The 22,221-nt window shown below is 70.5% G+C and carries 24 protein-coding genes; 15 read left to right on the plus strand and 9 right to left on the minus strand.

Annotated features, from left to right (window positions below; genetic code table 11):
* Positions 1–258: 258 nt before the first annotated feature.
* The 3 genes from OHT57_RS27580 to OHT57_RS27590 all read left to right on the plus strand — a co-directional run bounded on the left by OHT57_RS27580 (position 259) and on the right by OHT57_RS27590 (position 5,526).
* The gene (locus OHT57_RS27580) at positions 259–510 is read left to right on the plus strand and encodes a helix-turn-helix transcriptional regulator (RefSeq protein WP_328749201.1); all 252 of its coding nucleotides are present in this window, start codon (positions 259–261) and stop codon (positions 508–510) included.
* Positions 511–598: 88 nt separating this feature from the next.
* On the plus strand, positions 599–1,864 hold the full coding sequence (locus tag OHT57_RS27585) for a tyrosine-type recombinase/integrase (RefSeq protein WP_328749202.1): 1,266 nt from the start codon (positions 599–601) through the stop codon (positions 1,862–1,864).
* 251 nt (positions 1,865–2,115) lie between these two features.
* On the plus strand, positions 2,116–5,526 hold the full coding sequence (locus OHT57_RS27590; protein WP_328753346.1) for an AfsR/SARP family transcriptional regulator: 3,411 nt from the start codon (positions 2,116–2,118) through the stop codon (positions 5,524–5,526).
* A gap of 40 nt (positions 5,527–5,566) precedes the next feature.
* On the opposite strand, the gene OHT57_RS27595 is transcribed toward OHT57_RS27590, so the two are convergent.
* Positions 5,567–7,255 (minus strand): bifunctional 3'-5' exonuclease/DNA polymerase, encoded by a 1,689-nt coding sequence (locus OHT57_RS27595; RefSeq protein ID WP_328749203.1) that lies wholly within the window; start codon positions 7,253–7,255, stop codon positions 5,567–5,569.
* Between the two features lie 119 nt (positions 7,256–7,374).
* Positions 7,375–8,109, minus strand: coding sequence for a Clp protease N-terminal domain-containing protein (locus OHT57_RS27600; protein WP_328749204.1), 735 nt, complete (start codon positions 8,107–8,109; stop codon positions 7,375–7,377).
* Positions 8,110–8,183: 74 nt separating this feature from the next.
* On the opposite strand from OHT57_RS27600, the gene OHT57_RS27605 reads away from it, so the two are divergent.
* Positions 8,184–9,380, plus strand: coding sequence for a DUF2786 domain-containing protein (locus tag OHT57_RS27605; protein ID WP_443053493.1), 1,197 nt, complete (start codon positions 8,184–8,186; stop codon positions 9,378–9,380).
* On the opposite strand, the gene OHT57_RS27610 is transcribed toward OHT57_RS27605, so the two are convergent.
* From OHT57_RS27610 to rpmB, 4 genes are all read right to left on the minus strand, one after another.
* A complete protein-coding gene (locus OHT57_RS27610) occupies positions 9,361–9,912 on the minus strand; it encodes a DUF4232 domain-containing protein (protein ID WP_328749205.1) in 552 nt (183 codons plus the stop codon). The two genes, OHT57_RS27605 and OHT57_RS27610, sit on opposite strands and share 20 nt — an antisense overlap.
* A 136-nt stretch (positions 9,913–10,048) precedes the next feature.
* Positions 10,049–10,552, minus strand: coding sequence for a hypothetical protein (locus OHT57_RS27615; RefSeq protein ID WP_328749206.1), 504 nt, complete (start codon positions 10,550–10,552; stop codon positions 10,049–10,051).
* 69 nt (positions 10,553–10,621) lie between these two features.
* A complete protein-coding gene (rpsN, locus tag OHT57_RS27620; protein ID WP_328749207.1) occupies positions 10,622–10,927 on the minus strand; it encodes a 30S ribosomal protein S14 in 306 nt (101 codons plus the stop codon).
* Between the two features lie 21 nt (positions 10,928–10,948).
* Entirely contained in the window at positions 10,949–11,185 is a 237-nt protein-coding gene (rpmB, locus tag OHT57_RS27625; RefSeq protein WP_328749209.1) for a 50S ribosomal protein L28, read from the minus strand.
* Positions 11,186–11,247: 62 nt separating this feature from the next.
* Here rpmB and rpmG point away from each other — a divergent pair, with 62 nt between their 5' ends.
* From rpmG to OHT57_RS27650, 5 genes are all read left to right on the plus strand, one after another.
* Positions 11,248–11,412 (plus strand): 50S ribosomal protein L33, encoded by a 165-nt coding sequence (gene rpmG, locus OHT57_RS27630; RefSeq protein ID WP_328749210.1) that lies wholly within the window; start codon positions 11,248–11,250, stop codon positions 11,410–11,412.
* Between the two features lie 2 nt (positions 11,413–11,414).
* Positions 11,415–11,663: a type B 50S ribosomal protein L31 gene (locus OHT57_RS27635; RefSeq protein ID WP_328749211.1), complete on the plus strand. Its 249-nt coding sequence runs from the start codon at positions 11,415–11,417 to the stop codon at positions 11,661–11,663.
* Positions 11,663–12,817 (plus strand): CobW family GTP-binding protein, encoded by a 1,155-nt coding sequence (locus tag OHT57_RS27640; RefSeq protein ID WP_328749212.1) that lies wholly within the window; start codon positions 11,663–11,665, stop codon positions 12,815–12,817. The genes OHT57_RS27635 and OHT57_RS27640 overlap by 1 nt, the downstream gene beginning before the upstream one ends.
* A gap of 5 nt (positions 12,818–12,822) precedes the next feature.
* On the plus strand, positions 12,823–13,056 hold the full coding sequence (gene rpsR, locus OHT57_RS27645; RefSeq protein WP_328749213.1) for a 30S ribosomal protein S18: 234 nt from the start codon (positions 12,823–12,825) through the stop codon (positions 13,054–13,056).
* A gap of 243 nt (positions 13,057–13,299) precedes the next feature.
* Positions 13,300–13,542, plus strand: a complete 243-nt coding sequence (locus OHT57_RS27650; RefSeq protein WP_328749214.1) for a DUF397 domain-containing protein — start codon at positions 13,300–13,302, stop codon at positions 13,540–13,542.
* A gap of 91 nt (positions 13,543–13,633) precedes the next feature.
* Here OHT57_RS27650 and OHT57_RS27655 read toward each other — a convergent pair whose 3' ends face one another.
* Positions 13,634–14,134, minus strand: coding sequence for an ATP-binding protein (locus tag OHT57_RS27655; RefSeq protein WP_328749215.1), 501 nt, complete (start codon positions 14,132–14,134; stop codon positions 13,634–13,636).
* A gap of 366 nt (positions 14,135–14,500) precedes the next feature.
* Between OHT57_RS27655 and OHT57_RS27660 the strand changes: the two genes are divergently transcribed.
* The 4 genes from OHT57_RS27660 (at position 14,501) to OHT57_RS27675 (ending at position 18,243) form a co-directional block, all read left to right on the plus strand.
* Positions 14,501–15,325, plus strand: coding sequence for a helix-turn-helix domain-containing protein (locus OHT57_RS27660; protein ID WP_328753348.1), 825 nt, complete (start codon positions 14,501–14,503; stop codon positions 15,323–15,325).
* Positions 15,326–15,467: 142 nt separating this feature from the next.
* Entirely contained in the window at positions 15,468–16,928 is a 1,461-nt protein-coding gene (locus tag OHT57_RS27665) for an aldehyde dehydrogenase family protein (RefSeq protein WP_328749216.1), read from the plus strand.
* Positions 16,929–17,046: 118 nt separating this feature from the next.
* Positions 17,047–17,583 carry a DinB family protein gene (locus tag OHT57_RS27670; protein ID WP_328749217.1) on the plus strand — a complete coding sequence of 179 codons (537 nt, stop codon included), beginning with the start codon at positions 17,047–17,049 and terminating at the stop codon, positions 17,581–17,583.
* An 18-nt stretch (positions 17,584–17,601) separates the two neighbouring features.
* Positions 17,602–18,243, plus strand: a complete 642-nt coding sequence (locus tag OHT57_RS27675) for a PadR family transcriptional regulator (protein ID WP_328749218.1) — start codon at positions 17,602–17,604, stop codon at positions 18,241–18,243.
* A gap of 112 nt (positions 18,244–18,355) precedes the next feature.
* On the opposite strand, the gene OHT57_RS27680 is transcribed toward OHT57_RS27675, so the two are convergent.
* The gene (locus OHT57_RS27680; RefSeq protein WP_328749219.1) at positions 18,356–19,762 is read right to left on the minus strand and encodes a glutamate decarboxylase; all 1,407 of its coding nucleotides are present in this window, start codon (positions 19,760–19,762) and stop codon (positions 18,356–18,358) included.
* 270 nt (positions 19,763–20,032) lie between these two features.
* On the opposite strand from OHT57_RS27680, the gene OHT57_RS27685 reads away from it, so the two are divergent.
* Complete coding sequence (locus OHT57_RS27685) at positions 20,033–20,794, plus strand: MerR family transcriptional regulator (RefSeq protein WP_328749220.1); 762 nt, start codon at positions 20,033–20,035, stop codon at positions 20,792–20,794.
* 18 nt (positions 20,795–20,812) lie between these two features.
* Here the strand turns inward: OHT57_RS27685 and OHT57_RS27690 are convergent, their stop codons facing one another.
* Entirely contained in the window at positions 20,813–21,178 is a 366-nt protein-coding gene (locus tag OHT57_RS27690) for a YbjQ family protein (protein ID WP_328749221.1), read from the minus strand.
* Between the two features lie 131 nt (positions 21,179–21,309).
* Between OHT57_RS27690 and OHT57_RS27695 the strand changes: the two genes are divergently transcribed.
* Entirely contained in the window at positions 21,310–22,212 is a 903-nt protein-coding gene (locus OHT57_RS27695) for a DedA family protein (protein ID WP_328749222.1), read from the plus strand.
* The last annotated feature ends 9 nt before the right edge of the window (positions 22,213–22,221 follow it).

A 22,221-nucleotide genomic window follows, 5' to 3' on the forward strand; every position in this document is an offset into this window, starting at 1 on the left:
GCGGATGACCTGCACGGACAGGGGTGACGCAGACGGCCGATCGCTGCGTCACCGTTCGTCATCTGAGTCACCGATGACGAACAGCCTGCGTCACCGGTGACGCACCCCCACCCCGCTGCGTCACCCCAAACCCGCAGGTCATCGGCCTGAATGACGCAGATGACGCGGGTGACGCAGAAATCCCCACCTCGGACACACACGCAGGCCCCGCACCGCCTGCGCCCAACCCCGCGACGGACATGAGGAGCCACCGAACCCATGGCCACCGAAGATCCGACCGACCTGCTTGGCGTCCTGCTCGCCCTCCTGCGCGGCGGCGTCCCGGACCGCTACCTCACCCCTGAAGACCTGGTCACCATGTTCAGCCTCCCGAGCGTCGAGACCGTCTACCAGTGGCGACGCAAACGCATTGGACCCCCCGGCTTCCGCGTCGGCCGCTACCTCCGCTTCAACCCCGCCGCCGTACGAGCGTGGGAGGCCGAACGCACCGCCCTCGAAGACGCGGCCTGAGCCTGCCGCACTCCGCACCACCCAACTCCCCGGGGAGGGCCACACCGTGGCCCTCCCCGTCCCATGCTCCGAAAGGACCACGCCCCAGATGGCAGGCCACATCCAAGACCGCTGGTTCAAGACCGAAACCAACTCGGCCGGCAAGACCGTCCGCCTTAAGTCCGACCGCCACGGCACCGGCCTGCGCTACCGCGCCCGGTACATCGGCCCCGACGGCACCGAGAAGTCCAAGAGCTTCCCCGACCGTCAGAAGCGCCTCGCCGAACGGTGGCTGTCGAAGACCGAGACCGACATGAACAGCGGCGACTACGTCGACCCGCGACAGTCCAAGACGACGTTCCAGCAGTACGCAGCGAAGTGGGCCAAGAGCCTGACTTCGGATGAGAACAGCGGAGCAGCCGTTGAAACCCGGCTCCGGCTGTACGCCTACCCGTACATCGGCTCCCGCCCGCTCGGTTCGTTCAAGCCCGAGCACATCAGGGATTGGCTGGGTGAACTGAAGCAAGCGGTGCCGAACTTGACCCACCGCCGCCTCATCTTCGAAAGCGTGTCATCAGTGATGAACGCGGCCCGTGATGACGGGATTCTGCGGCTCAACCCGTGCCGGGCGGCATCGGTGAAGGCGCCTCAACCCGTGCCGATTCGCGTCAAGCCCTGGACCGCTGAACGGACCTTCGCGGTGCGGGCCGCGCTCCCCGCGCGGTACCGCGCAATGGCGGACCTCGGGGCGGGGTGCGGACTGCGACAGGGCGAGATCTTCGGACTCCCGCTCGACGAAATCGACTTCCTGAAAGGCTGGTTGCAGGTCGGTTTCCAGGTCAAGCAGGTGCGCAGCAGGCTGGTGTTCGCGCCCCCGAAGCGCGGCAAGGTTCGTGACGTGCCGCTGCCCGCAGAGGTCGCGAACGAGTTGGCCGACCACATCCGGCGATTCCCGCCGACCGACGTCACTTTGCCGTGGCTGACGCCGGACGGCGACCCGATCACGAAGAAGCTGTTGTTCGTTGCGCCCGGGGGCAACGCGGTCTGGCGCGATGTCTTCAACACCTACGCCTGGAAGCCCGCTCTGGCCGCCGCAGGCGTCATCCCCGAGCCAGAGAAGGGGCAGCGGCACGCGGCGGCACGCGAACACGGCATGCACGCCCTCAGGCACTTCTACGCGTCCGTCCTCCTGGATGCCGGAGAGAACATCAAGGCCCTGAGCGCCTACCTGGGACACAGCGACCCCGGTTTCACGCTCCGGGTCTACACGCACCTCATGCCGAGCAGCGAGGGACGCACCCGGAAGGCAGTGGACAACGTCTTCCGAGCAGCCGTTTCCCATGATCACGGCCCACAGACGGCCCAGGCGGCATGACGACCCCCCTGGCTTGCGGCTCCGCCGCAGGTCAGGGGCCTCTCGCTGTCGCGATCACGCCAAATCGCTAACATGTGGCCAACGCCTGTACGTTTCGCTGCTCGTCCATTGGCCTGAAGTTGATGGTGACGACGGGGAACGGACGGTGTGGGACCGCGGGACGGTAGCCGGTTCCGGTAGGGGCAGGCGTCGGGTGGCTGGCGGGAAACCGCCGTGAAGAGGGCGGGAATCCGCCAGAAGTGGGCGACGTGATGGGGCGCGGACCGCAGGCGGGGCTGCGGTTCGGACTGCTCGGACCGCCGATCCTGTACGACGGCGATGGCAGCGCCGGCGTACGGGTCGTCGGCAGCCGCAAGCAGCGGATCCTGCTGGCCGCGCTGCTCCTGGAGACCGGCCGGGTCGTCTCCGCCGGGTCCCTCAAGGACGCGCTGTGGGGCGGCACCCCGCCGGCCTCGGCGAAGGCCTCCCTCCACAACCACGTCTCACGGCTGCGGCGGCTGCTCGACGACCCCGAACGGCTCCAGGCGGTGGCCCCCGGCTACCAACTGCGCGTGGAGCCGGGCGAACTCGACGTCCAGGTCTTCGAGAGTCACGCCGCCGGGGCCCGCGCCGCGCACGCCGACGGGAACTGGACCGCGACCGTCCACTCCTGCGCAGCGGCCCTCGCGCTGTGGCGCGGCACGCCGCTCAGCGGAGTCCCCTCCGAACTCGCCGGATACGCGCTGGTGCAGCGCCTGGAGGAGGCGCGACTGCTCCTGCTGGAGTGGCGCTACGACGCCGAGCTCGCCCTCGCGTCCACCCGGCCGGACGCCCTCGTCCCCGAACTCTCCGCGCTGGCCGCCGAACACCCCCTCCGCGAGGCCTACCACCGCCAGCTGATGCTCGCCCTCCACCGCACCGGCCGGCAGGCCGAGGCCCTCGCCGTCCACCGGGACCTCCGCAGCCGCCTGGTCGAGGAACTCGGCGTGGAGCCGGGCCCCGCCGTCCGCGAGGCCCATGTGGAGGTGCTGCGCGGGGGAGTGGGTGGGGCTGACGGAAGCGGCCGGACCGGTGGCCCGGGCGCAACAGGCCGCGCAGGAAAGGCCGGTGACGGCACAGGCCGGACCGCCGACAGGACCGCCGACATGGCTGGCGATCTGGGCGCCGACCTGGACGCGGCCCGCCGGCCCGGCCAGCCCCATCACACCGGCCGGGCGGCCTCTCCCGGTGCGCCTCCCGCAGACGCTACGCGCGAAGATGCCCCGCCCGTCACCCCCGCCTCCGCGCCCCGTCCCGACGCCGAGCCGTCGGCCCACGACTCCACCCCACCCGACCCCGACGTCCAGCCCCCGCACCCGCACGCCCTCCAGGCGCCCCGCCCCCACAGGCCGCCGCATGCCCACACCGAGGCATCACCCCCGGCGTCCCTGTCACCACCCCGGCCCGCCCAACTACCCCCGCCCCCCGGCCACTTCATCGGCCGCGTCACCACCCGCGAGGACCTTCGACGCGCCCTCACCCGCAAGGACGGTCCATCCGTCGGGGTCATCAGCGGCATGGCCGGCGTCGGAAAGAGCGCACTCGCGCTGAGCGTCGCCCATGGGCTGCGGGCACGTTTCCCTGACGGGCAGTTCTACGTGAACCTCCAGGGCGCCACCCCGGGCATGACCCCCCTCACCCCGGCCCAGGCCCTCACCGCCCTGCTCCGCGACCTCGGCGCCGAGCCGCGCAGCATCCCCGAACACCCGGACGCGGCAGCCGCGTTGCTGCGCTCGCTCCTCGCGCCCACCCGCACCCTCATGGTGCTGGACGACGCGTCGAGTGCCGCGCAGGTACGGCCGTTGCTGCCGGCCGGTGGCGGCTGCGCGGTGATCGTCACCAGCCGTTCCCCCCTGACCGCCCTCGACGACGCCCACCGCTTCCCGCTCACCCCGCTCTCGGCGGAGGAGAGCGCGGAGTTGCTGCGAGCGCTGTCGGGCCGGGACGACCAGCACGGTGAGGCCTCCGGCGGCAACGCCACCTCCCACGCCCCTGCCACCTCTCGCACCCCGGCCCGCACCCCGCCCCCGACCGCCCCCATCGACGCCACCCACCCCCTGATAGAACTCACCGGCCGCCTCCCCCTGGCCCTCCGCGTGGTGGCCGCCCGCCTTGCCGCCCGTCACGCTCTCACCCCCGACGTCCTCGCGGACCAACTCGCGGCCACCGAGGACCGGTTGCGGCACCTGGAGTACGACGATCTCTCCGTACGCCGCTCCCTCGCCGTCGCCCATGACGCCCTCGCCGCCTCCGGCCGCAGGTCCGACCGCGACGCCGCCCTCACCCTGTGCCGCATAGGCGCCCTCGACCTGCCCACCTACGGCGTCCCCCTCGTCGCCCGCCTCCTCGGCACCGAAGGCACCGACCAGGCCCGCGCCGAGGACGCCCTCGACCGCCTGGTCGACGTAGCGCTCCTGGAGGAGACGGCATACGGCCGCTACGCCCCGCACGGCCTGGTCCGCGACTTCGCGAGGGAACTCGCGGGCACCGGGCACGCCCCCGACATCGCCCGCACCGCCCTGCGCTGGTACGCCGCCGTCGCCGAACGCGCCCTGACCGCGATCGTCGAACCCGGTCTCGACCTGGACGACCGCCGCCGCCCGACCACCGCGCAGCCCCCGGAGCACGCGGCGCACGTGCTGGCGATCCCGCCGTTCCCGTCCTTGGACAAGGCGTTCGCCTGGGTCGAGTCGGAGCTGGGGAACATCGTCGCCCTGGTCGAACGGCACACGGGCACCCCGGACGACCGCACCGCCGCCCATGTCTCCACCCTGTTGCGTCTGCTCTCACCCTCCCTGCAGCGCAGCGGCCGGGTCGCCGAGGCGGAGATCCTCGGCCGGGCCGCCCTCACGGTGGCGCGGCGGCTCGGCGACGACGCGGCCGAGGCGTGCGCCCTGGGCGATCTGGCCGGCCTGCACTTCCTGACCGGCCGGCACGGCGAGGCCCTGACCCTCAACGACCAAGCCCTGGAGATCTGGCGGCGGCTCGGCGCGGGCTCCTGGATCCGCCGCTGCCTCAACAACCGGGGTCTGCTGCTCGAAGGCCTGGGCCGGTACGCCGAGTCGGGCGAGGCACTGCGGCAGAGCCTCGCCTGTTCACGGCAGTTGAACGACCCCTTCGGCGAGGCCGTGGCCCACAGCAACCTGGGCAACCTGTACGAGCACACCGACCCGCGCGCCGCCATCGAGCAGCACCGCCGCTCGCTCGCCATCGGCGAGGAGACCGGCAGCGTGGTCGTAAGGCACTCGGCGCACTGCAACATCGGCTACGCCCATCTCACCCTCGGCGAACCGGCCGCCGCCATGGCGCAGTTCGAGGAGAGTCTGCGCATCCTCGGCAGTCCCGGCGACTGGCACGGCGAGTCCCAGAGCCGCCTCGGCCTGGTCCGCGCCCTGCGCCTGATCGGTGACGGCGAGCGCGCCGCCGCCGAATGCGCGGAGCTGCTGCACCGGGCGGACGCCCGCGCCGACCGCTACACCGGCGCCCTCGCCCGCCACCAGCACGGACTCCTGCTGCGTGAGCGGGGCAGGACGGAGGAGGCGTACGAGCAGTGGCGGGCCGCTCTGGACGCGCTGGACGGCACGGACGAGCAGACGGTGCTCCAGGAACTCATCGCACTGCTCGACGACTCGGGCTTACGGTGATTGGCGGTGATCGCCGGTCATCGCGGGTCATCGCCGGAGATCACTTGGCGTCGGCATAGCACTCCACCACCGCCGTCGTGAACGGAAACCGCACCGGCGTCTCGCCGAACGTCAGCCGCCCGGCCAGGTCCGACGCCGCCCTGATCGCCGCCACGACCGCCTCGGTCTCCTCCTCGGGACAGTGCACGATCACCTCGTCGTGCTGGAAGAAGACCAGTTCGGCCGCCATCTCCGCACAGGCCTGCCGCAACGCGGCGAGCAGCAGCAGGGCCCAGTCGGCGGCACTGCCCTGCACCACGAAGTTCCGGGCGAACCGGCCCCGGGCACGGGCGTTGGTGGAGGCGTAGCCCGGCATCCAGCCCTCTTCGGCAGGCTGCGCGTCCGGTTCGTCCTGTGGCATGCCCGCCTCCTCCCCGGCGTCACCCGACCCGACCGCCGGCGGGCACGTCCGCCCCAGCCAGGTCCGCACCAGCCGGCCCTCCTCGCCCGCGCGGGCCGCGTCGTCGACGTACGCCACCGCCTTCGGGAAGCGGCGTCTGAGCGCGGCGAGGTTCTTGAGTCCGTCGCCCGAGGTCTGGCCGTAGACCGCGCCGAGCACGGCGAGCTTGGCCTGGCCGCGGTCGCCGGAGAAGGCCCGGTCGGAGACGGCCTGGTAGAGGTCGGTCTCGCGTCCCGCCACTTCCATGAGCCCAGGGTCCCGGGAGATGGCCGCCAGCACCCGCGGTTCCATCTGGTCGGCATCGGCGACGACGAGCCGCCAGCCGGGGTCGGCGACCACGGCGCGCCGGATCACCTTGGGGATCTGCAGCGCACCCCCGCCGTTGGTGACCCAGCGGCCGGTGACGGTTCCGCCCGCCAGGAACTCGGGCCTGAAGCGGCCGTCCCGCACCCAGTCCTGCAGCCAGGACCAGCCGTGGGCGACCCAGATGCGGTACAGCTTCTTGTACTCGACCAGTGGTTTCACGGCCGGGTGGTCGACGGACTCGATCTCCCAGCGGCGGGTCGACTTCACCTTGACGCCCGCCTGCGCGAACGCCTTGATGACATCGGCCGGCAGATCGGGCCGCACCCGGCGCCCGAAGGCGGCGGACACCTCGTCGGCGAGCTCGGCCAGTCTGCGCGGCTCGCCACCGCCGGCATACCGCTCGCCGAGCAGTTCGTGCAGCACCCGGCGGTGCCTCTCCGCGCTCCACGGCAGCCCGGTGCGGTTCATCTCGGCGGCCACCAGCATCCCCGCCGACTCGGCGGCGGTCAGCAGCCGCATCCGGTCGGGGTGCGCGGTGGCGTCGTGCCGTCGCTGCTGGTCGGCGTAGACCTCAAGGAGGTCGGTCAGCGGTACATGGACGCTCTGCGGCTCGAACAGGGGTGACTGCGCGCCCGGTTCGGCGGAACGCTGGGGCGGGTCGGGCGGTACGGGGCCGCCGCGCAGCCGGGCCAGGGCGGCCGCGGCCGAGCGGGGTTCGCCGGACCGCCCGGCGTGGCCGAGCAGGAGGGTCTCGGCGTCCTCGATGTCGTAGCACCGCTCCACCCGCACCCCGGCGGCGAGCAGGCGCGGATACACCTCCGTGGTGGACCGCCACACCCACCGCGTCACCTCCGGCCGCCCCCGCACGGCCTTCGCCAGGTCCGCCTCCCGACGCACCGGCCCCGCGGGCAGCCCGTCCGCACCGAGGGCGGTGAGCTCCACGCCACCGTCCTCGGCCGGAGCGAGAGCCCAGCGGTCGGTCATGATTGCGAGTGTGCCAGGAGGGTCTGACAACGGACCTTCCGTGACAAAGCATTCCCGCGGAACACCTCGACCGCACCCGTCCCCTCAGCCCTCCCGCCCCCTCAGTCCTGCCGCGCCCCTCAGCCCTCCGTCCCCTGCACCTTCAGATACCCCTCCAACTCCTTGACGAGAGCACCCTCGACCGCCCCCTTCTCGACGCCCAGGCCGGACAGGACCCCCGTGCCGTTCTCGAACTCCAGCAGGGCCAGCAGGATGTGCTCGGTGCCGATGTAGTTGTGGCCCAGGCGGAGCGCCTCGCGGAAGGTGAGTTCCAGGACCTTCTTGGCGTCGGAGCCGTAGGGGACGAGCTCCGGGACCTCCTCGGCGGCGGGCGGCAGGGCGTCGGTCGCGGCCTGGCGTACGGCGTCGAGGGTGACGCCCCGGGCGACGATCGCCTTGGCCGCGAGGCCCTCCGGTTCCGCCAGCAGGCCGAGGACGAGGTGCTCGGGGCGGCCCTCGGGGTTGCGGGCGGCGATGGCGGCGTTGTGGGCGCTCATCACCACGTTGCGGGCCCGTGTGGTGTAGCGGCTGAAGCCCTGGTCGGCCGCCAGATCCGTCGACTCCTTCGGCACGAACCGCTTCTGGGCCGCCTGCCGGGTGACCCCCATGCTCTTGCCGATGTCCGTCCAGGAGGCGCCGGAACGACGGGCCTGGTCGACGAAGTGGCCGATCAGATGGTCTGCCACCTCGCCGAGGTGGTCGGCGGCGATCACCGCGTCCTGGAGCTGGTCGAGGGGCTCGACATGGACCTTCTTGATGGCCGTGATGAGGTCGTCGAGCCGTACGGATGAGGTGACGTTGGAGTTGGCTGTCATGTGTCAACCATAGGTTGACACCCTCCCACTGTCAACCCTTGGTTGACGGTGGGAGGGGTGAGACGATCGACCGCGTGAGCCGTGGCACCAGCAGTAGTACGAGCAGTAATACGGGCAGCGGTACGGACAGCGATACGCCCGGAACCGTCGACCGTGCCTTCCGGGCCGCCCTCTACGCCGAGGACGACACCGCCCTGGACGCCGGCGCCTCCGTCCTCGCTGCCGACCCCGCCGCCGACGCCGAACTGGCCGGGCGGGGCGCCGAGTTCGTGGCGCAGGCCTGGCGGCGCGGCTGGCAGCCCGCCGACGTCGTACGGATCGTCCGACGCGAACTGGACGACCTGCACGTACGGCTCGCCACGGCCCTGATCCGCGCGCAGGCTCCCGACGACCGCCCGCGCGGTCGCCGCTGGGCCGCTCAGCTCGCCCAGTTGGAAGACCTCGACGAGGACACGCCCCGCCCCGACCGCTTCACGCACGCCACCGCCGTACTGGAGCTGTACCGCCTGCTGTTGCGCCTGCCCGCGCTGGAACCGCTGGAGGAACCGCAGCGGGAGCGCAAGGGGCAGTCCAGGGGGGAGCCCAGGGGCGACAGCCGCATGCTCGGCCGTATCCGTGCCCTGCTCGCCAAGGCGGAGGCGACCGGCTATCCGGAGGAGGCGGAGGCGCTCACCACCAAGGCACAGGAACTGATGGCCCGGCACAGCGTCGACGAGGCGCTGCTGGACGCGCGGGCGCCCTCGAAGGACGCCCCCGGCGCCTGCCGGATCGGAGTGGAGCCGCCGTACGAGCAGGCCAAGGCGGTGCTGCTGGACGCGGTCGCCACCGCCAACCACTGCCGGGCCGTGTGGAACGAACCGTTCGCCTTCTCCACCGTCGTGGGCTTCGAGGCCGACCTGGAATCGGTCGAACTCCTGTACACCTCGCTGCTCGTGCAGGCGCAGTCCGCGATGGCGAAGGCGGAGGCGGCCCAGCGCGCGGGCGGCCGCAGGCGCACCAAGACCTTCCGGCAGTCCTTCCTCGCGGCCTACGCCCACCGCGTCGGCGACCGGCTGCGCGCCGCCGCCGAGACCCCGGTCACCGACGACCTGCTCCCGGTTCTCGCCACCCGCGCGGTGGCCGTCACCGACCGCATGGACCAGATGTTCCCGGAGACCAGCACGACCCGGCTGCGCGGTGTCACCGACGAGGCGGGCTGGACCGAGGGCGCCCAGGCGGCCGACCGGGCGCAGGTCGGCAACCGGCCCCGGCTCAGTCGCCGGCCGGAGTGAAGGCGCCGACCGAGGCGTTCGGGACCTCGGCGTTGTCGCTCTGGCCCTGGACCGGGCCGTACGACCACTTGTAGCTCTTCGCGGTCCCGGACCCGGGCAGGGCGATGTTCAGCGTCTTCACGTCGAGGCTCGCCTTGTCGCCCGCCTTGCCCCGCACGTACGTCAGGGTGAAGGTGGCGGCCGTGCCCTTGGCCAGGTTCAGCTTCGCGGACGCCGTGCCCTTCAGGGGCGTGACGCTCGACGACGAGTCCGCGGAGTTCAGGTCGATGCCGGGGAAGCCGTCCAGCGTGCAGTCGGCGCTCTGGTTGGTGAGCGTGACGGGGACGTTGCCGGTGTCCCCGGCGGTGGGGGCCACGTTGGCGGGTCCGACCTCCACGTCCATGGCGCCGATCTTGCACGTGGTGCCGTTGCTCGGGCTCGCGGCGGCGCTGTCACCGGTGGCCTTGTCGCTGTCGCTGTCGCCGCCGCTGGAGCAGCCGGTCAGGAGCAGGGCCGCGGCGAGCGCGGTGACGGTGAGGGGGGCGGCGCGCATGTGAAGTCCTCTGTGTGAACGATCCGGTGCATGGATCATCACGCATCACGGGACCCCGCGGTTGCCCGCCCTCGCCCCGACCCCGGCCACGGTGCAGCGGTCGCCTCCCGCCCCGCCCCGCCGTCGCCCTCCGCTACTACCCGAGGCTCGCCGTCGGCAGTCCGCTCGGCAGCCGGCCGTCCCCGGCCCGGGTGTAGGTCTCGGTGCCGAGACCGCCCTTCCAGTCGACCTTGAGGGTGCTCTTGCCGACCGACTCGACCGTCCCGTCGGCCCGGTCCTTGTTGCCGTCCGGGCACTTCAGACGGATCCTGTCCGCGCTCGCGGAGCCGCTGCACACCGTGCCGCCGGTGGTGAAGAGTGCTGCCTGGTCGCCGCTGACCAGCAGCGCCACGGCCTTGCCGCCGGTGGTGGCCAGCCAGTTGCCCGCCACTTTCCCGGACGCGGACGACGACGTGTCGCCGGTCCCTCCGGATGCGGAGGCGGACGCCGAGGACGAGACGGACGTGCTGGTGCCGGGCGACGGCTCGTCGTCCGAACCCCCGCCGCTGCACGCCGTCAGTACGAGCACGCCCACGAGTCCCGCGCCCACGAGCCCGGCCCGTCGACGCGACACCGCGCGCGTGAAGTTCGCCGAAGTCACTGGAGGCTCCCAAGCTGTAGCGGTCGGCCCGGCCGGACCGCAGCAAGCTACCAGCACCACCCGTGAGAGTTACCAGGATGATTTGCGCACACCTGGCAGATATCCCGCGTGCGCCTGCTCGCGCAGACCGACCCGGGACAGTCCGAAGGTCCGGAAGTAGCCGCGTGGCCGCCCGTCCACCTGGTCGCGGTTACGCACGCGCGTGGCGCTCGCATCCCGAGGCTGTCGCCGCAACTCGTTCTGTGCGGCGAGCCGTTCGGCATCGGTGGAGGACGGCCGCCGGATGATCTCCTTCAGCTCGGCGCGCCGCCCGGCGTACCGCGCGACGATCTCCTGGCGCTTCTCGTTCTTCGCGATCTTGCTCTTCTTCGCCATACCGGTTCTCCCTCGAAATCCTCAGACCCGTACGCCGCGCGCGCGGATGCGCGCCACGGCGGCGTCGACGCCGATCGTGTCGACGGTCTTGATCCCCTTCGTGCTCAGCCGCAGCCGCACATGCCGGCCCTCGGCGGGCAGCCAGTAGCGCTTGGACTGGATGTTGGGGTCGAAACGGCGCGAAGTGCGCCGGTGGGAGCGGGAGATGCGGTTGCCGAAGCCCGGCTGGGCGCCGGTCAGCATGCAGTGGGCGGACACGGGTGATGCACCTCTCTCGAAGCGGTTGTGCAAATGGAATTCATTTTCAGTAAGATAGCAGCATGGCTCGCAACGAACTCCGCCCGGTCATCAAGTTCCGGTCCACTGCCGGGACCGGCTTCACCTATGTGACCCGCAAGAACCGCCGCAACGACCCGGACCGTATGACCCTGCGCAAGTACGACCCGGTCGTCGCCCGCCACGTCGACTTCCGAGAGGAGCGCTGACCATGCGCGAGGGCATCCACCCCTCCTACGGCCCCGTCGTCTTCCGCGACCGTGCCGCGAACTACGCCTTCCTGACCCGCTCGACGATGACGAGCGAGAGGACGGTCGACTGGGAGGACGGCAACACCTACCCCGTCGTGGACGTCGAGATCTCGAACGTCAGCCACCCCTTCTACACGGGCACGGCCCGCGTCCTGGACACCGCGGGGCGCGTGGAGCGCTTCGAGCGCCGGTACGGAAAGAACGGCTGATGCTCTCCGTCGTGATCGTCGGCGGCCTGCACGCCGACGCCCGCAGGGCGGCCGTCCAACGGCTCCTGGCCGACGTGCCGGGCAGCGTCGTCCTCCACCACGACCTGGCGACGGCCGCGGCCGGCACCGTCGTACGGACCATCCGCGACGCCACCGGCATCATCGACGCAGGCGAGGCGCCCCTGGTCAACGACTGCGCGTGCTGCGCGCTCCGGGAGGACCTGGTCCCGGAGCTGCGCCGCCTGGACTCGGCGGGGACGCTGCGTCTGGCGGTCGTCGAACTGTGGGACTCCGTCGAGCCCAAGGCCATGGCGGAGGTGGTCACGGCCGGCGGCCTCTCGGTCACCGGCGTGATCACCGCTGTCGACCCGGCGCTCGTACTGCCCTACCTCGGCAACGGCGACGACCTCGCCGAGCGGGGCCTCGCCGCGGCGGCCACCGACGAGCGCACGGTCGCCGACACCTTCGCCCGCCAGCTGGAGTACGCCCCCGTCCTCGCCGTCCTCGACTCCCCGGAGGCCGACGACGAGGACCGCGAACTCCTCGCCCAGCTGCACCCGACGGCCCGCCAGGTCCCGATCGGAGACACCCGCCCGCCGGCAGAGCCGTCCGCACAGTCCCCGCTCGCCCGGGCCGCCCTCGCCGGCTTCGACGTGGAGTCCGCGGCGGCCGCCCAGCACCCCGCGTGCGCCCTGCTCCCCGCCGATGCCGACGCGCACGGTGTCTGCACGCTCGTGTGGCACCGCCGCCGTCCGTTCCACCCCGAGCGGCTCTACGACGCCCTGGAGGACATCACCTGCGCGGCCGCCCGCAGCCGGGGCCGGTTCTGGCTGGCCGACAAGCCGGACGTGCTGCTGCACTGGGACGCGGCCGGCGGTGCCCTGTGCGTGGAGAGCGTGGGCCCCTGGCTCGCGTCCCTCCCGGACGCGGCGTGGGACATGGTCCCGCCGGTGCGCCGGGCGGCCGCCGCGATGGACTGGCACCCCGAGCACGGCGACTGCTGCCAGCACCTCGTCTTCACCTCGCCCGGCCTCGACCGCGACGGACTCGAACGGCTGCTGGAGTCCTGCCTGTTGACCGACGCCGAGTACGCCGCGGGCCGCGCCGCCTGGAAGCGGCTCCCGCCCGCCTTCGACACCCTCCTGGAGGTCTGACCCGTATGCCCCGCAAGCCCGAGCGCAAGCCCGCCAAGGACCGGCCCAATCCGCTGGACCAGGCGAAGATCACATACATCGACTACAAGGACACCGACCTGTTGCGAAAGTTCATCTCCGACCGCGGCAAGATCCGCAGCCGCCGGGTCACAAGGGTGTCGGCCCAGCAGCAACGGTTGCTGGCGCGAGCGATCAAGAACGCGCGGGAGATGGCGTTGCTGCCGTACAGCAGCCGCTGAGCGCATCCTTATCCGGAGGGTGGAACACCGGTGGCCCGGTTCGCGTCTCTTCCTAGTGCACGAGGGTTCGGTCCCGAGGACGGGAACGGATGACGCGCCCCACACGTCACATCTGTAACCGCAGGAACACCCCTCGTGCACGTGCATCTGCTCATGCATCTGCACGTGAACAGAGCTATGATCCGGACCAGTTGACCACTGCATCACTGGCCACATGGCCACCGCACCACCGGGGAGCGACCTGTGGACCTCGACGTGTACAACGGCATGACGGCCACGACTCTGAACGGGGTGGCCTGGCAGAAGAGCCGGCACAGCAACTCGCAGGGCTCCTGCGTGGAGTTCGCGCGCCTGCCCGACGGGGGAGTCGCGGTCCGCAACTCCCGCTTCCCGGACGGTCCCGCGCTCGTCTACACGCGCGCGGAGATCGAGGCGATGCTGCTGGGCATCAAGGACGGCGAGTTCGACCACCTGATAGCGGGTTGATCCTCGGTCACCCACGGGCGACCGAGGGTGACCGCGAGCGCGCTCTGCGTAACGCGCGTAGAACCGTGGCGTCGCAAAACGCCGCGGTGCGTCACTCGGGCGAGGCCGGGGCCGTGCTGGGGTGCGGCTGGAGCCGGAACAGCGCCCAGACCATCTTGCCGCCCAGCGATTCCGTCATCGGGTGCCAACCCCAGCTGTCGCTGAAGGAGTCGACGAGGAACAGTCCGCGTCCCGACTCCGCCGAGAAGTCCTCGGAGTCGCGCGCGACCGGACTGTCCCGGCTGGGGTCGCGCACCGCACACACCAGCCGCTCGGTCCACCGCATCAAGTGCAGCCGCACGGGCGGATTCTGCTCGCCCGCGCGCACCCCGTTCGTCGGCATCGCGTGCCGCAGGGCGTTGGTGACGAGTTCGGAGACCACCAGACAGACGTCGTCGAAGCAGTCGTCCAGCTCCCACTGGCCGAGCGTTCTGCGGGTGAACCGCCGCGCGTCACCGACCGCTTCGTAGCGGGCGGGCAGGGAGCAGGAGGCGGCGTCGGACGCGGCCGCGGGATCCAGCGGCGGAAGGCCCTGCCGTAACGGCTCGAGCATGGTCGATCCATTCGTCCCCATGCGAGGCACTCCCGGGAATTCGCGGTCGTTGCGATGCAGCGGTTGCGCGGGACCATGGTTTCGGATGAGCGGTGCAGATGCAAGGTGCAGATGCACGTGCAGCTGACCGAATTGGACCCTCCCGTACCGCTTGTTGGCCATTTTTTCCGCCATCTTCTCTCCCGTTCCTTGTCTCTTCCTCCCCTCTTTCTGTCTCAGGTCTATGCAGAATCTTTGGCTTCCTGCCATATCTGTAATCGGACGAGTACTGCTCGAAGTGTTTTAGTGGCAGACTTCGGCCCCTGGAAGACGTTGGGGAGGCTGACGAACGTGAGCGCGGGAGAGCCCGGATCGGTGGTGCGGCGGATGCTGCTCGGCTCGCAACTCAGGCGGCTGCGTGAGGCACGGAACATCACGCGCGAGGCGGCGGGTTACTCGATCCGCGCGTCCGAGTCGAAGATCAGCCGGATGGAACTAGGCCGGGTGAGCTTCAAGACACGTGACGTGGAAGACCTGTTGACCCTCTACGGCATCACGGACGGGCAGGAGCGCGCCTCGCTCCTCTCCCTCGCCCGTGAGGCCAACGTCGCGGGTTGGTGGCACAGTTACTCCGACGTCCTGCCGAGCTGGTTCCCCACGTATGTGGGTCTGGAGGGTGCGGCCTCCCTCATCCGCGCCTACGAGGTCCAGTTCATCCACGGTCTGCTGCAGACCGAGGCGTATGCACGTGCAGTCGTACGGCGCGGCATGAAGGGCGCCAGCGCGGCGGATGTGGAGAAGCGTGTGGCGCTGCGTCTGGAGCGTCAGAAGCACCTCGCCGACGAGGCCGGGCCCGAGTTCCACGTGGTGCTCGACGAGGCGTCCCTGCGTCGCCCGTACGGCGACCGCGAGGTGATGCGCGGCCAGCTCCAGCACCTCATCGAGATCTCCGAACGCCCCAACGTACGGCTGCAGATCATGCCGTTCGGCTTCGGCGGCCACTCCGGCGAGAGCGGCGCGTTCACGATCCTCAGCTTCACCGAGTCCGACCTCACCGACGTCGTCTACCTGGAGCAGCTCACCAGCGCGCTCTACCTGGACAAGCGCGAGGACGTGACGCAGTACGAGAAGGCGCTCAAGGAGCTCCAGCAGGACAGCCCCGGCCCGGCCGAGAGCCGGGATCTGCTGCGCGGTCTCCTTCAGCTGTCCTGAAGTGCACGGGATCTCCACAGGGCGACGCAGGGTTCTCCCCAGAAGATTGCGCAGCGTGCCCAACTCGCGTGTCCCGCACGTACGATGACGTGTGATCAGACCGTGGCGTTGATCGTGTGTCTGCGAGTGATTTGGGGATCACATGTCGTCGTACTTCACCGACCTGGCTCAGCAGTACATCGACGGTGAGTGGCGCCCGGGCACGGGCTCCTGGGACATCATCGACTTCAACCCGTACGACGACGAGAAGCTGGCGTCGATCACGATAGCCACGGTCGACGAGGTCGACGACGCGTACCAGGCCGCCGCCCGCGCGCAGAAGGCATGGGCGAAGACCAACCCCTACGCCCGTCGCGCGGTGTTCGAGAAGGCCCTCAGGCTGATCGAGGAGCGCGAGGGCGAGATCGCCGAGGCGATCGTCGCCGAGCTCGGCGGCACCCGGCTGAAGGCCGGCTTCGAACTGCACCTCGCCAAGGAGTTCCTGCGAGAGGCGATCCACCTGTCGCTGCGCCCCGAGGGCCGGATCATCCCCTCGCCGGTGGACGGCAAGGAGAACCGCGTCTACCGAGTGCCCGTCGGTGTCGTCGGCGTGATCAGCCCCTTCAACTTCCCCTTCCTGCTGTCGATCAAGTCGGTCGCCCCGGCGCTCGCGCTCGGCAACGCAGTGGTCCTCAAGCCGCACCAGAACACCCCGATCGTCGGCGGCTCCCTGGTCGCGAAGATCTTCGAGGACGCGGGTCTGCCCGGCGGTCTGCTCAACGTCGTCATCACCGACATCGCCGAGATCGGCGACGCCTTCATAGAGCACCCGATCCCCAAGGTCATCTCCTTCACCGGCTCCGACAAGGTCGGCCGCCACGTCGCCACCGTCTGTGCCGCCAACTTCAAGCGCTCGGTCCTCGAACTCGGCGGCAACAGCGCCCTCGTGGTCCTCGACGACGCGGACATCGACTACGCCGTCGACGCCGCCGTCTTCAGCCGGTTCGTCCACCAGGGGCAGGTCTGCATGGCCGCCAACCGGGTGCTGGTCGACCGCACGGTCGCCGACGAGTTCACCGAGAAGTTCGTCGCCAAGGTGCGCACGCTGAAGGTCGGCGACCCGCGCGACCCGGAGACCGTCATCGGCCCGGTGATCAACTCCTCGCAGGCGGACGCCCTTTCGAGCGTCGTCGAGCAGGCGCTCGCCGAGGGTGCCACCGCGCTGGTGCACGGCACCACCACCGACAACCTGGTCGAACCCTCGGTCCTCACCGGCGTTCCCGCCGACTCCGCCCTGCTCCGGCAGGAGGTCTTCGGCCCGGTGGCGTTCCTCATCACCTTCGACGGTGAGGAGGAGGCCGTCCGCCTGGCCAACGACACCCCCTACGGCCTCAGCGGTGCCGTCCACACCGCGGACATCGAGCGCGGTGTCGCCTTCGCCAAGCAGATCGAGACCGGCATGTTCCACGTCAACGACGGCACCGTCCACGACGAGCCGATCGTCCCCTTCGGCGGCGAGAAGCACTCCGGCATCGGCCGCCTGAACGGCGACACCATGCTGGACTCCTTCACGACCACCAAGTGGATCTCGGTCCAGCACGGCCGTAGCGGCTTCCCGTTCTGATCCCTCGCGTACGACTGTCCGCGCCCCGGGCCCTTGAGGACCGTACCTGTCCTCAAGGGCCCGTAGTTTCGTCGGTGTCAGGGGGAACGCCCCCGGACACCGACGAAAGGCGGCGCTCATGGTCACTCACGTTCCCGCGGAGGAGTACGGCGACGAGCGCGGAGCGCTCCTCTCCTTCCTGGAGGAGCAGCGCGGCGGGATCCGCCGGGCGGTGCTCGGGCTGACGGACGAGCAGGCCGCGAGCCGGCCGAGCGCGAGCGAACTCTCCCTGGCAGGGCTGGTCAAGCACGTCGCCGAGGTCGAACAGAGCTGGGTCGCCCGCGCCAAGGGCGAGGAGCCGGCCATGCGCCGGGACCAGTCGAACTGGCACGAATGCTTCGCCCTGGTCGACGACGAGACCGTCGCCTCGCAGCTGGCGTACTGGGAGAAGGTCGCCGCCGAGACGGAGGCGTTCGCCCGGTCGGCGCCGAGCCTCGACGACACCTTCGCCCTCCCGGACCAGCCCTGGTTCCCGCCCGAGGGCCGGGTCTCCGTCCGCTGGGTGCTTCTGCATCTGATCCGCGAGACGGCCCGGCACGCCGGCCACGCCGACATCATCCGGGAGTCCCTCGACGGGAAGACCGCGTTCGAACTGGTGGCGCTCGCCGAAAAGTGAGGCCATAACCTGGACCGCATGTCAACGATCCGTCTCCTCGTGCTCGGCGCGGTGCGCCAGCACGGGCGGGCCCATGGCTACCAGGTGCGCAACGACCTGGAGTACTGGGGCGCGCACGAGTGGTCCAACGCCAAGCCCGGCTCGATCTACCACGCCCTGCGGCAGATGGCGAAGCAGGGGCTGCTGATCGAGCACGAGACGGCGCCGTCCACCGCGGGCGGGCCGCCGCGCACGGAGTACGAGATCACCGCGGCCGGCACCGAGGAGTGCCTCAGGCTGGTGCGCGAGGCGCTGACCTCCTACGACCAGAAGATGGACATCAAGTCGGCGGCCATCGGCTTCATGGTCGAGCTGCCGCGCGCCGAGGCCGTGACACTCCTGAAGGAGCGGATCCGCGGGATCGAGGCGTGGCGCTCCTCCGTCACCGAGCACTACGTGCCCGACGGCGGCCCGGAACAACTCGGCCACATCGGCGAGATCATGAACCTCTGGGTGCACACGGCCGACGCCGAGGCCGAGTGGACCCGAGGGCTCATCGCCCGTATCGAGGGCGGGGCGTACACCTTCGCGCGGGAGGGCGAGCCGTTCGTCGGCGTCCTGGCGGAGGGTGAGAAGAACCCGTACGCGACGGGGGAGCGGCATCCGGGAGATGCTCACTAATCAAGTTCGACGAGAGTCGGGCGGCTGAGCCGCTAAGGCCGGCTCAGTGGCGCCGGCGTCGGTCGGCTCCCTCACGCTCCAACGGGCTCGTGCGGCTCGGCCACCGCGCGCCTCAGTGGTGGAAGCCCGTCGCCGCGCCCTTGTCCTTCGTCAACGGGTGTGGCTGGCGGCGCAGTTCGGGCAGCAGGCGCTCCAGGTCCTCCACGAACAGGTCGGCGAGGTCGGCCGAGAAGCCGTTGCGGCACACCACCCGCAGCACCGACAGGTCCTCCCGGTTCGGCGGGAAGGTGTACGCCGGCACCAGCCAGCCCCGCTCGCGCAGCCGCCGGGACACGTCGAAGACGTCGTACGCCTCCACGCCCGGGGCCGTGGTGAACGCGAACACCGGGAGTTCGTCGCCCCGGGTCAGCAGCCGGAAGTCGCCGAGCGCCTCCACGCGGTCGGCGACGCCCCGGGCCACGTCCCGCGTGGACTGCTGCACGGCCCGGTAACCCTCACGGCCCAGCCGTAGGAAGGTGTAGTACTGCGCGACGACCTGGGCGCCGGGACGGGAGAAGTTGAGCGCGAAGGTCGGCATGTCGCCGCCCAGGTAGTTGACGCGGAAGATGAGCTCCTCGGGCAGCGCCTCCTTGTCCCGCCACAGCGCCCAACCGACACCGGGGTACACCAGCCCGTACTTGTGCCCGGAGGTGTTGATGGAGGCGACCCTCGGCAGCCGGAAGTCCCACAGCAGGTCCTCGTCGAGGAAGGGCGCGACCATGGCGCCGGACGCCCCGTCGACGTGCACGGGGATGTCCAGGCCCGTCCGCTCCTGGAGCTGGTCCAGGGCCGCGCACAGCTCGGCGACGGGCTCGTAGGAGCCGTCGAAGGTGGAGCCGAGGATGCCCACGACCCCGATGGTGTTCTCGTCGCACAGGTCGGCGGCAGCCTGCGGGTCCAGGTGGAAGCGGTCGCCCTCCATGGGCACCTGGCGGGCCTCCACCTCCCAGAAGGTGCAGAACTTCTCCCAGCAGACCTGGACGTTGACGCCCATCACGAGGTTGGGCCGCGCCCCGGGGTACCGGTCGGCGTTGCGCTTGGCCCAGCGCCGCTTGAGCGCCATGCCGGCGAGCATGCACGCCTCACTGGAGCCGGTCGTCGAACATCCCATGGCCGCCGAGGGATCCGGCGCGTTCCACAGGTCGGCGAGGATCGCCACACAGCGCCGCTCCAGCTCGGCGGTGCGCGGATACTCGTCCTTGTCGATCATGTTCTTGTCCCGGCACTCCGCCATCAGGACCCCGGCCTGCGGTTCCATCCAGGTGGTGACGAAGGTGGCGAGGTTCAGCCGGGAGTTGCCGTCCAGCATCAACTCGTCGTGGACCAGCTGATGGGCGGTGTCCGGGGGCATGGGGGCGTCGGGGAGCCGGTGCTTGGGTGGGGCCTCGGCCATCCCGCCGACCGGATCGGCCACGCCGTAGAAGGGGTTGACGGACAGCGGGCGCTCGTCGGGCTTCTCGGGCCCTTGGTGCAGTGGCATGGGCTTGCCTCCTGAAGAGATCAACGTCGGTCGGCGGACCGGGGTTCCGAGTGCCCGCAACTGCCTTCGCGGACGCCTCGGCAGGAGGCGATGCACCACAGTGCGAGGACGGCGGGCGGGGGCCACCGGAACCACGGCGGAGTCCTGGGCCACAGGCTCACCATAAACGGACAAAACGGGCTCGACATCCGGAGGTGTTCATGCCGGGCTTGCACCTCACGTGGCGTGAGGACGCACCGTGGAGCACGTACCGAGAAGGGAGCGGACGAAGTGAGCTACTCGGTGGGACAGGTCGCGGGCTTCGCCGGCGTGACGGTGCGCACCCTGCACCACTACGACGACATCGGCCTGCTCGCCCCCGGCGAACGCAGCCACGCGGGCCATCGGCGCTACAACGACGCCGACCTGGACAGGCTGCAGCAGATCCTGTTCTACCGGGAGCTCGGCTTCCCGCTCGACGAGGTCGCCGCCCTGCTCGACGACCCGGCCGCGGACCCCCGCGCGCACCTGCGCCGTCAGCACGAACTGCTGACCGCCCGGATCGAGAGACTGCAGAAGATGGCGGCGGCCGTCGAACACGCCATGGAGGCACGCACGATGGGCATCGATCTCACCCCCGAGGAACGTTTCGAGGTCTTCGGCGACAAAGACCCCGAGCAGTACGCCGAGGAGGCCGAACAGCGCTGGGGCGGCACCGAGACCTACGCCGAGTCACAGCGCCGCGCCGCCCGCTACACCAAGGACGACTGGAAACGACTACAGGCCGAGGTCGACGCCTGGAGCGAGCGCTACGACGCCCTGATGGCCGCCGGCGAGCCGCCCTCCGGCCAGGCCGCGATGGACCTGGCCGAGGAACATCGGCAGCACATCTGCACCTGGTTCTACGACTGCCCGTACGAGATGCACCGGTCCCTGGGCGAGATGTACGTCTCGGACGAACGCTTCAAGGCGTTCTACGACGGCATGCGCCCAGGACTGGCCGAGCACCTCAGGGAGGCGATCACGGCCAACGCCGCCCGCCACGCCTCCTGACGGTCCTGACCCGGGCCGTCACTCCCGGGTCAGCACCACCGCCGTGCCGTAGGCGCACACCTCCGTGCCCACGTCCGCGGCCTCCGTCACGTCGAAGCGGAACATCAGCACGGCGTTCGCGCCACGCGCGCGTGCCTGCTCGACGAGCCGTTCCATCGCCTGGTTGCGGGTCTGCACCAGCGTCTTGGTGAGCCCCTTGAGTTCACCGCCGATCATCGACTTCAGCCCCGCACCGATCTGGCTGCCGAGGTGCCGGGAACGCACCGTCAACCCGAAGACCTCACCCAGCACCTCGTCGACCCGGTAGCCGGGTACGTCGTTCGTGGTCACCACGAGAACGTCGGGCTGAGGCCCCTGTCCACCGCCGTATTCATCGATACCCATGGCTCACAGCTTTGTCCCAGCGGGGCCACAGTGCATCCTGGGGAGCCCCATGGAACCTGGGCCCCGACGGCTGCGTTGATAGTTTTGGGCAGCCAGCCCCGCCCGACCCACCCCGCAGGAGCCACAATCCCGTGACCACGCTCGCGCTCGGCCCCGAGTGGATCAGTCCCGACTATCTGATCCAGACCTTCAGCCTGCCCGGCATCCTGCTGATCGTCTTCGCCGAGTCGGGGCTGTTCGCGTTCCTGCCGGGCGACTCCCTGCTGTTCACGGCCGGTCTCTTCGTCGCGCAGGGGCAGTACATCAGCGAGCCCCTGTGGCTCGTGTGCACGCTCATCGTGCTGGCCGCCGTCCTCGGCGACCAAGTCGGTTACATGATCGGCAAGTTCTTCGGCCCGAGGCTCTTCAGCCGCCCCAACTCCAAGCTCTTCAAACAGGAGAACCTGGAGAAGGCCAACGAGTTCATGGAGAAGTTCGGCCCCAAGGCCATCGTCCTGGCCCGCTTCGTCCCGATCGTGCGCACCTTCGCCCCCATCGTGGCGGGCGCCGGCCGGATGAAGTACCGCACCTTCCTCACGTACAACCTCATCGGCGGCGTGGCCTGGGGCAGCGGCGTCACCCTGGCCGGCTACTGGCTCGGCCAGATCGACGCCATCAAGAAGAACGTCGAGGCCATCCTCGTCCTGATCGTCCTGGTCTCGGTGGTCCCGATCCTCATCGAGTACCTCCGCGAGCGCGGAAAGAAGAAGCGGGCGGCGGCGCAGGGCCTGGCGGCCTCGCCCCAGCAGCAGTACCAGCCCATGGACGACGCGACGACGCAGCTCCGCCGCATCCCGTCCGACGACCAGCAGCCGTATCCCCAGCAGCAGCCCCCCCAGCAGCAGAACGGCTACGACCAGTACTACGGCCAGCAGCCCCAGCAACAGCAGCCGTACCCGCAGCAACAGCAGCCCCAGCAGCCGTACACGCAGCAGTACCCGCAGAACTACGGCCAGCAGAACCAGCAGAACCCGTACAACAATCAGGGGTACTGAAAACCCACG

This window comes from Streptomyces sp. NBC_00285 (assembly GCF_036174265.1).
Lineage (GTDB): Bacteria > Actinomycetota > Actinomycetes > Streptomycetales > Streptomycetaceae > Streptomyces.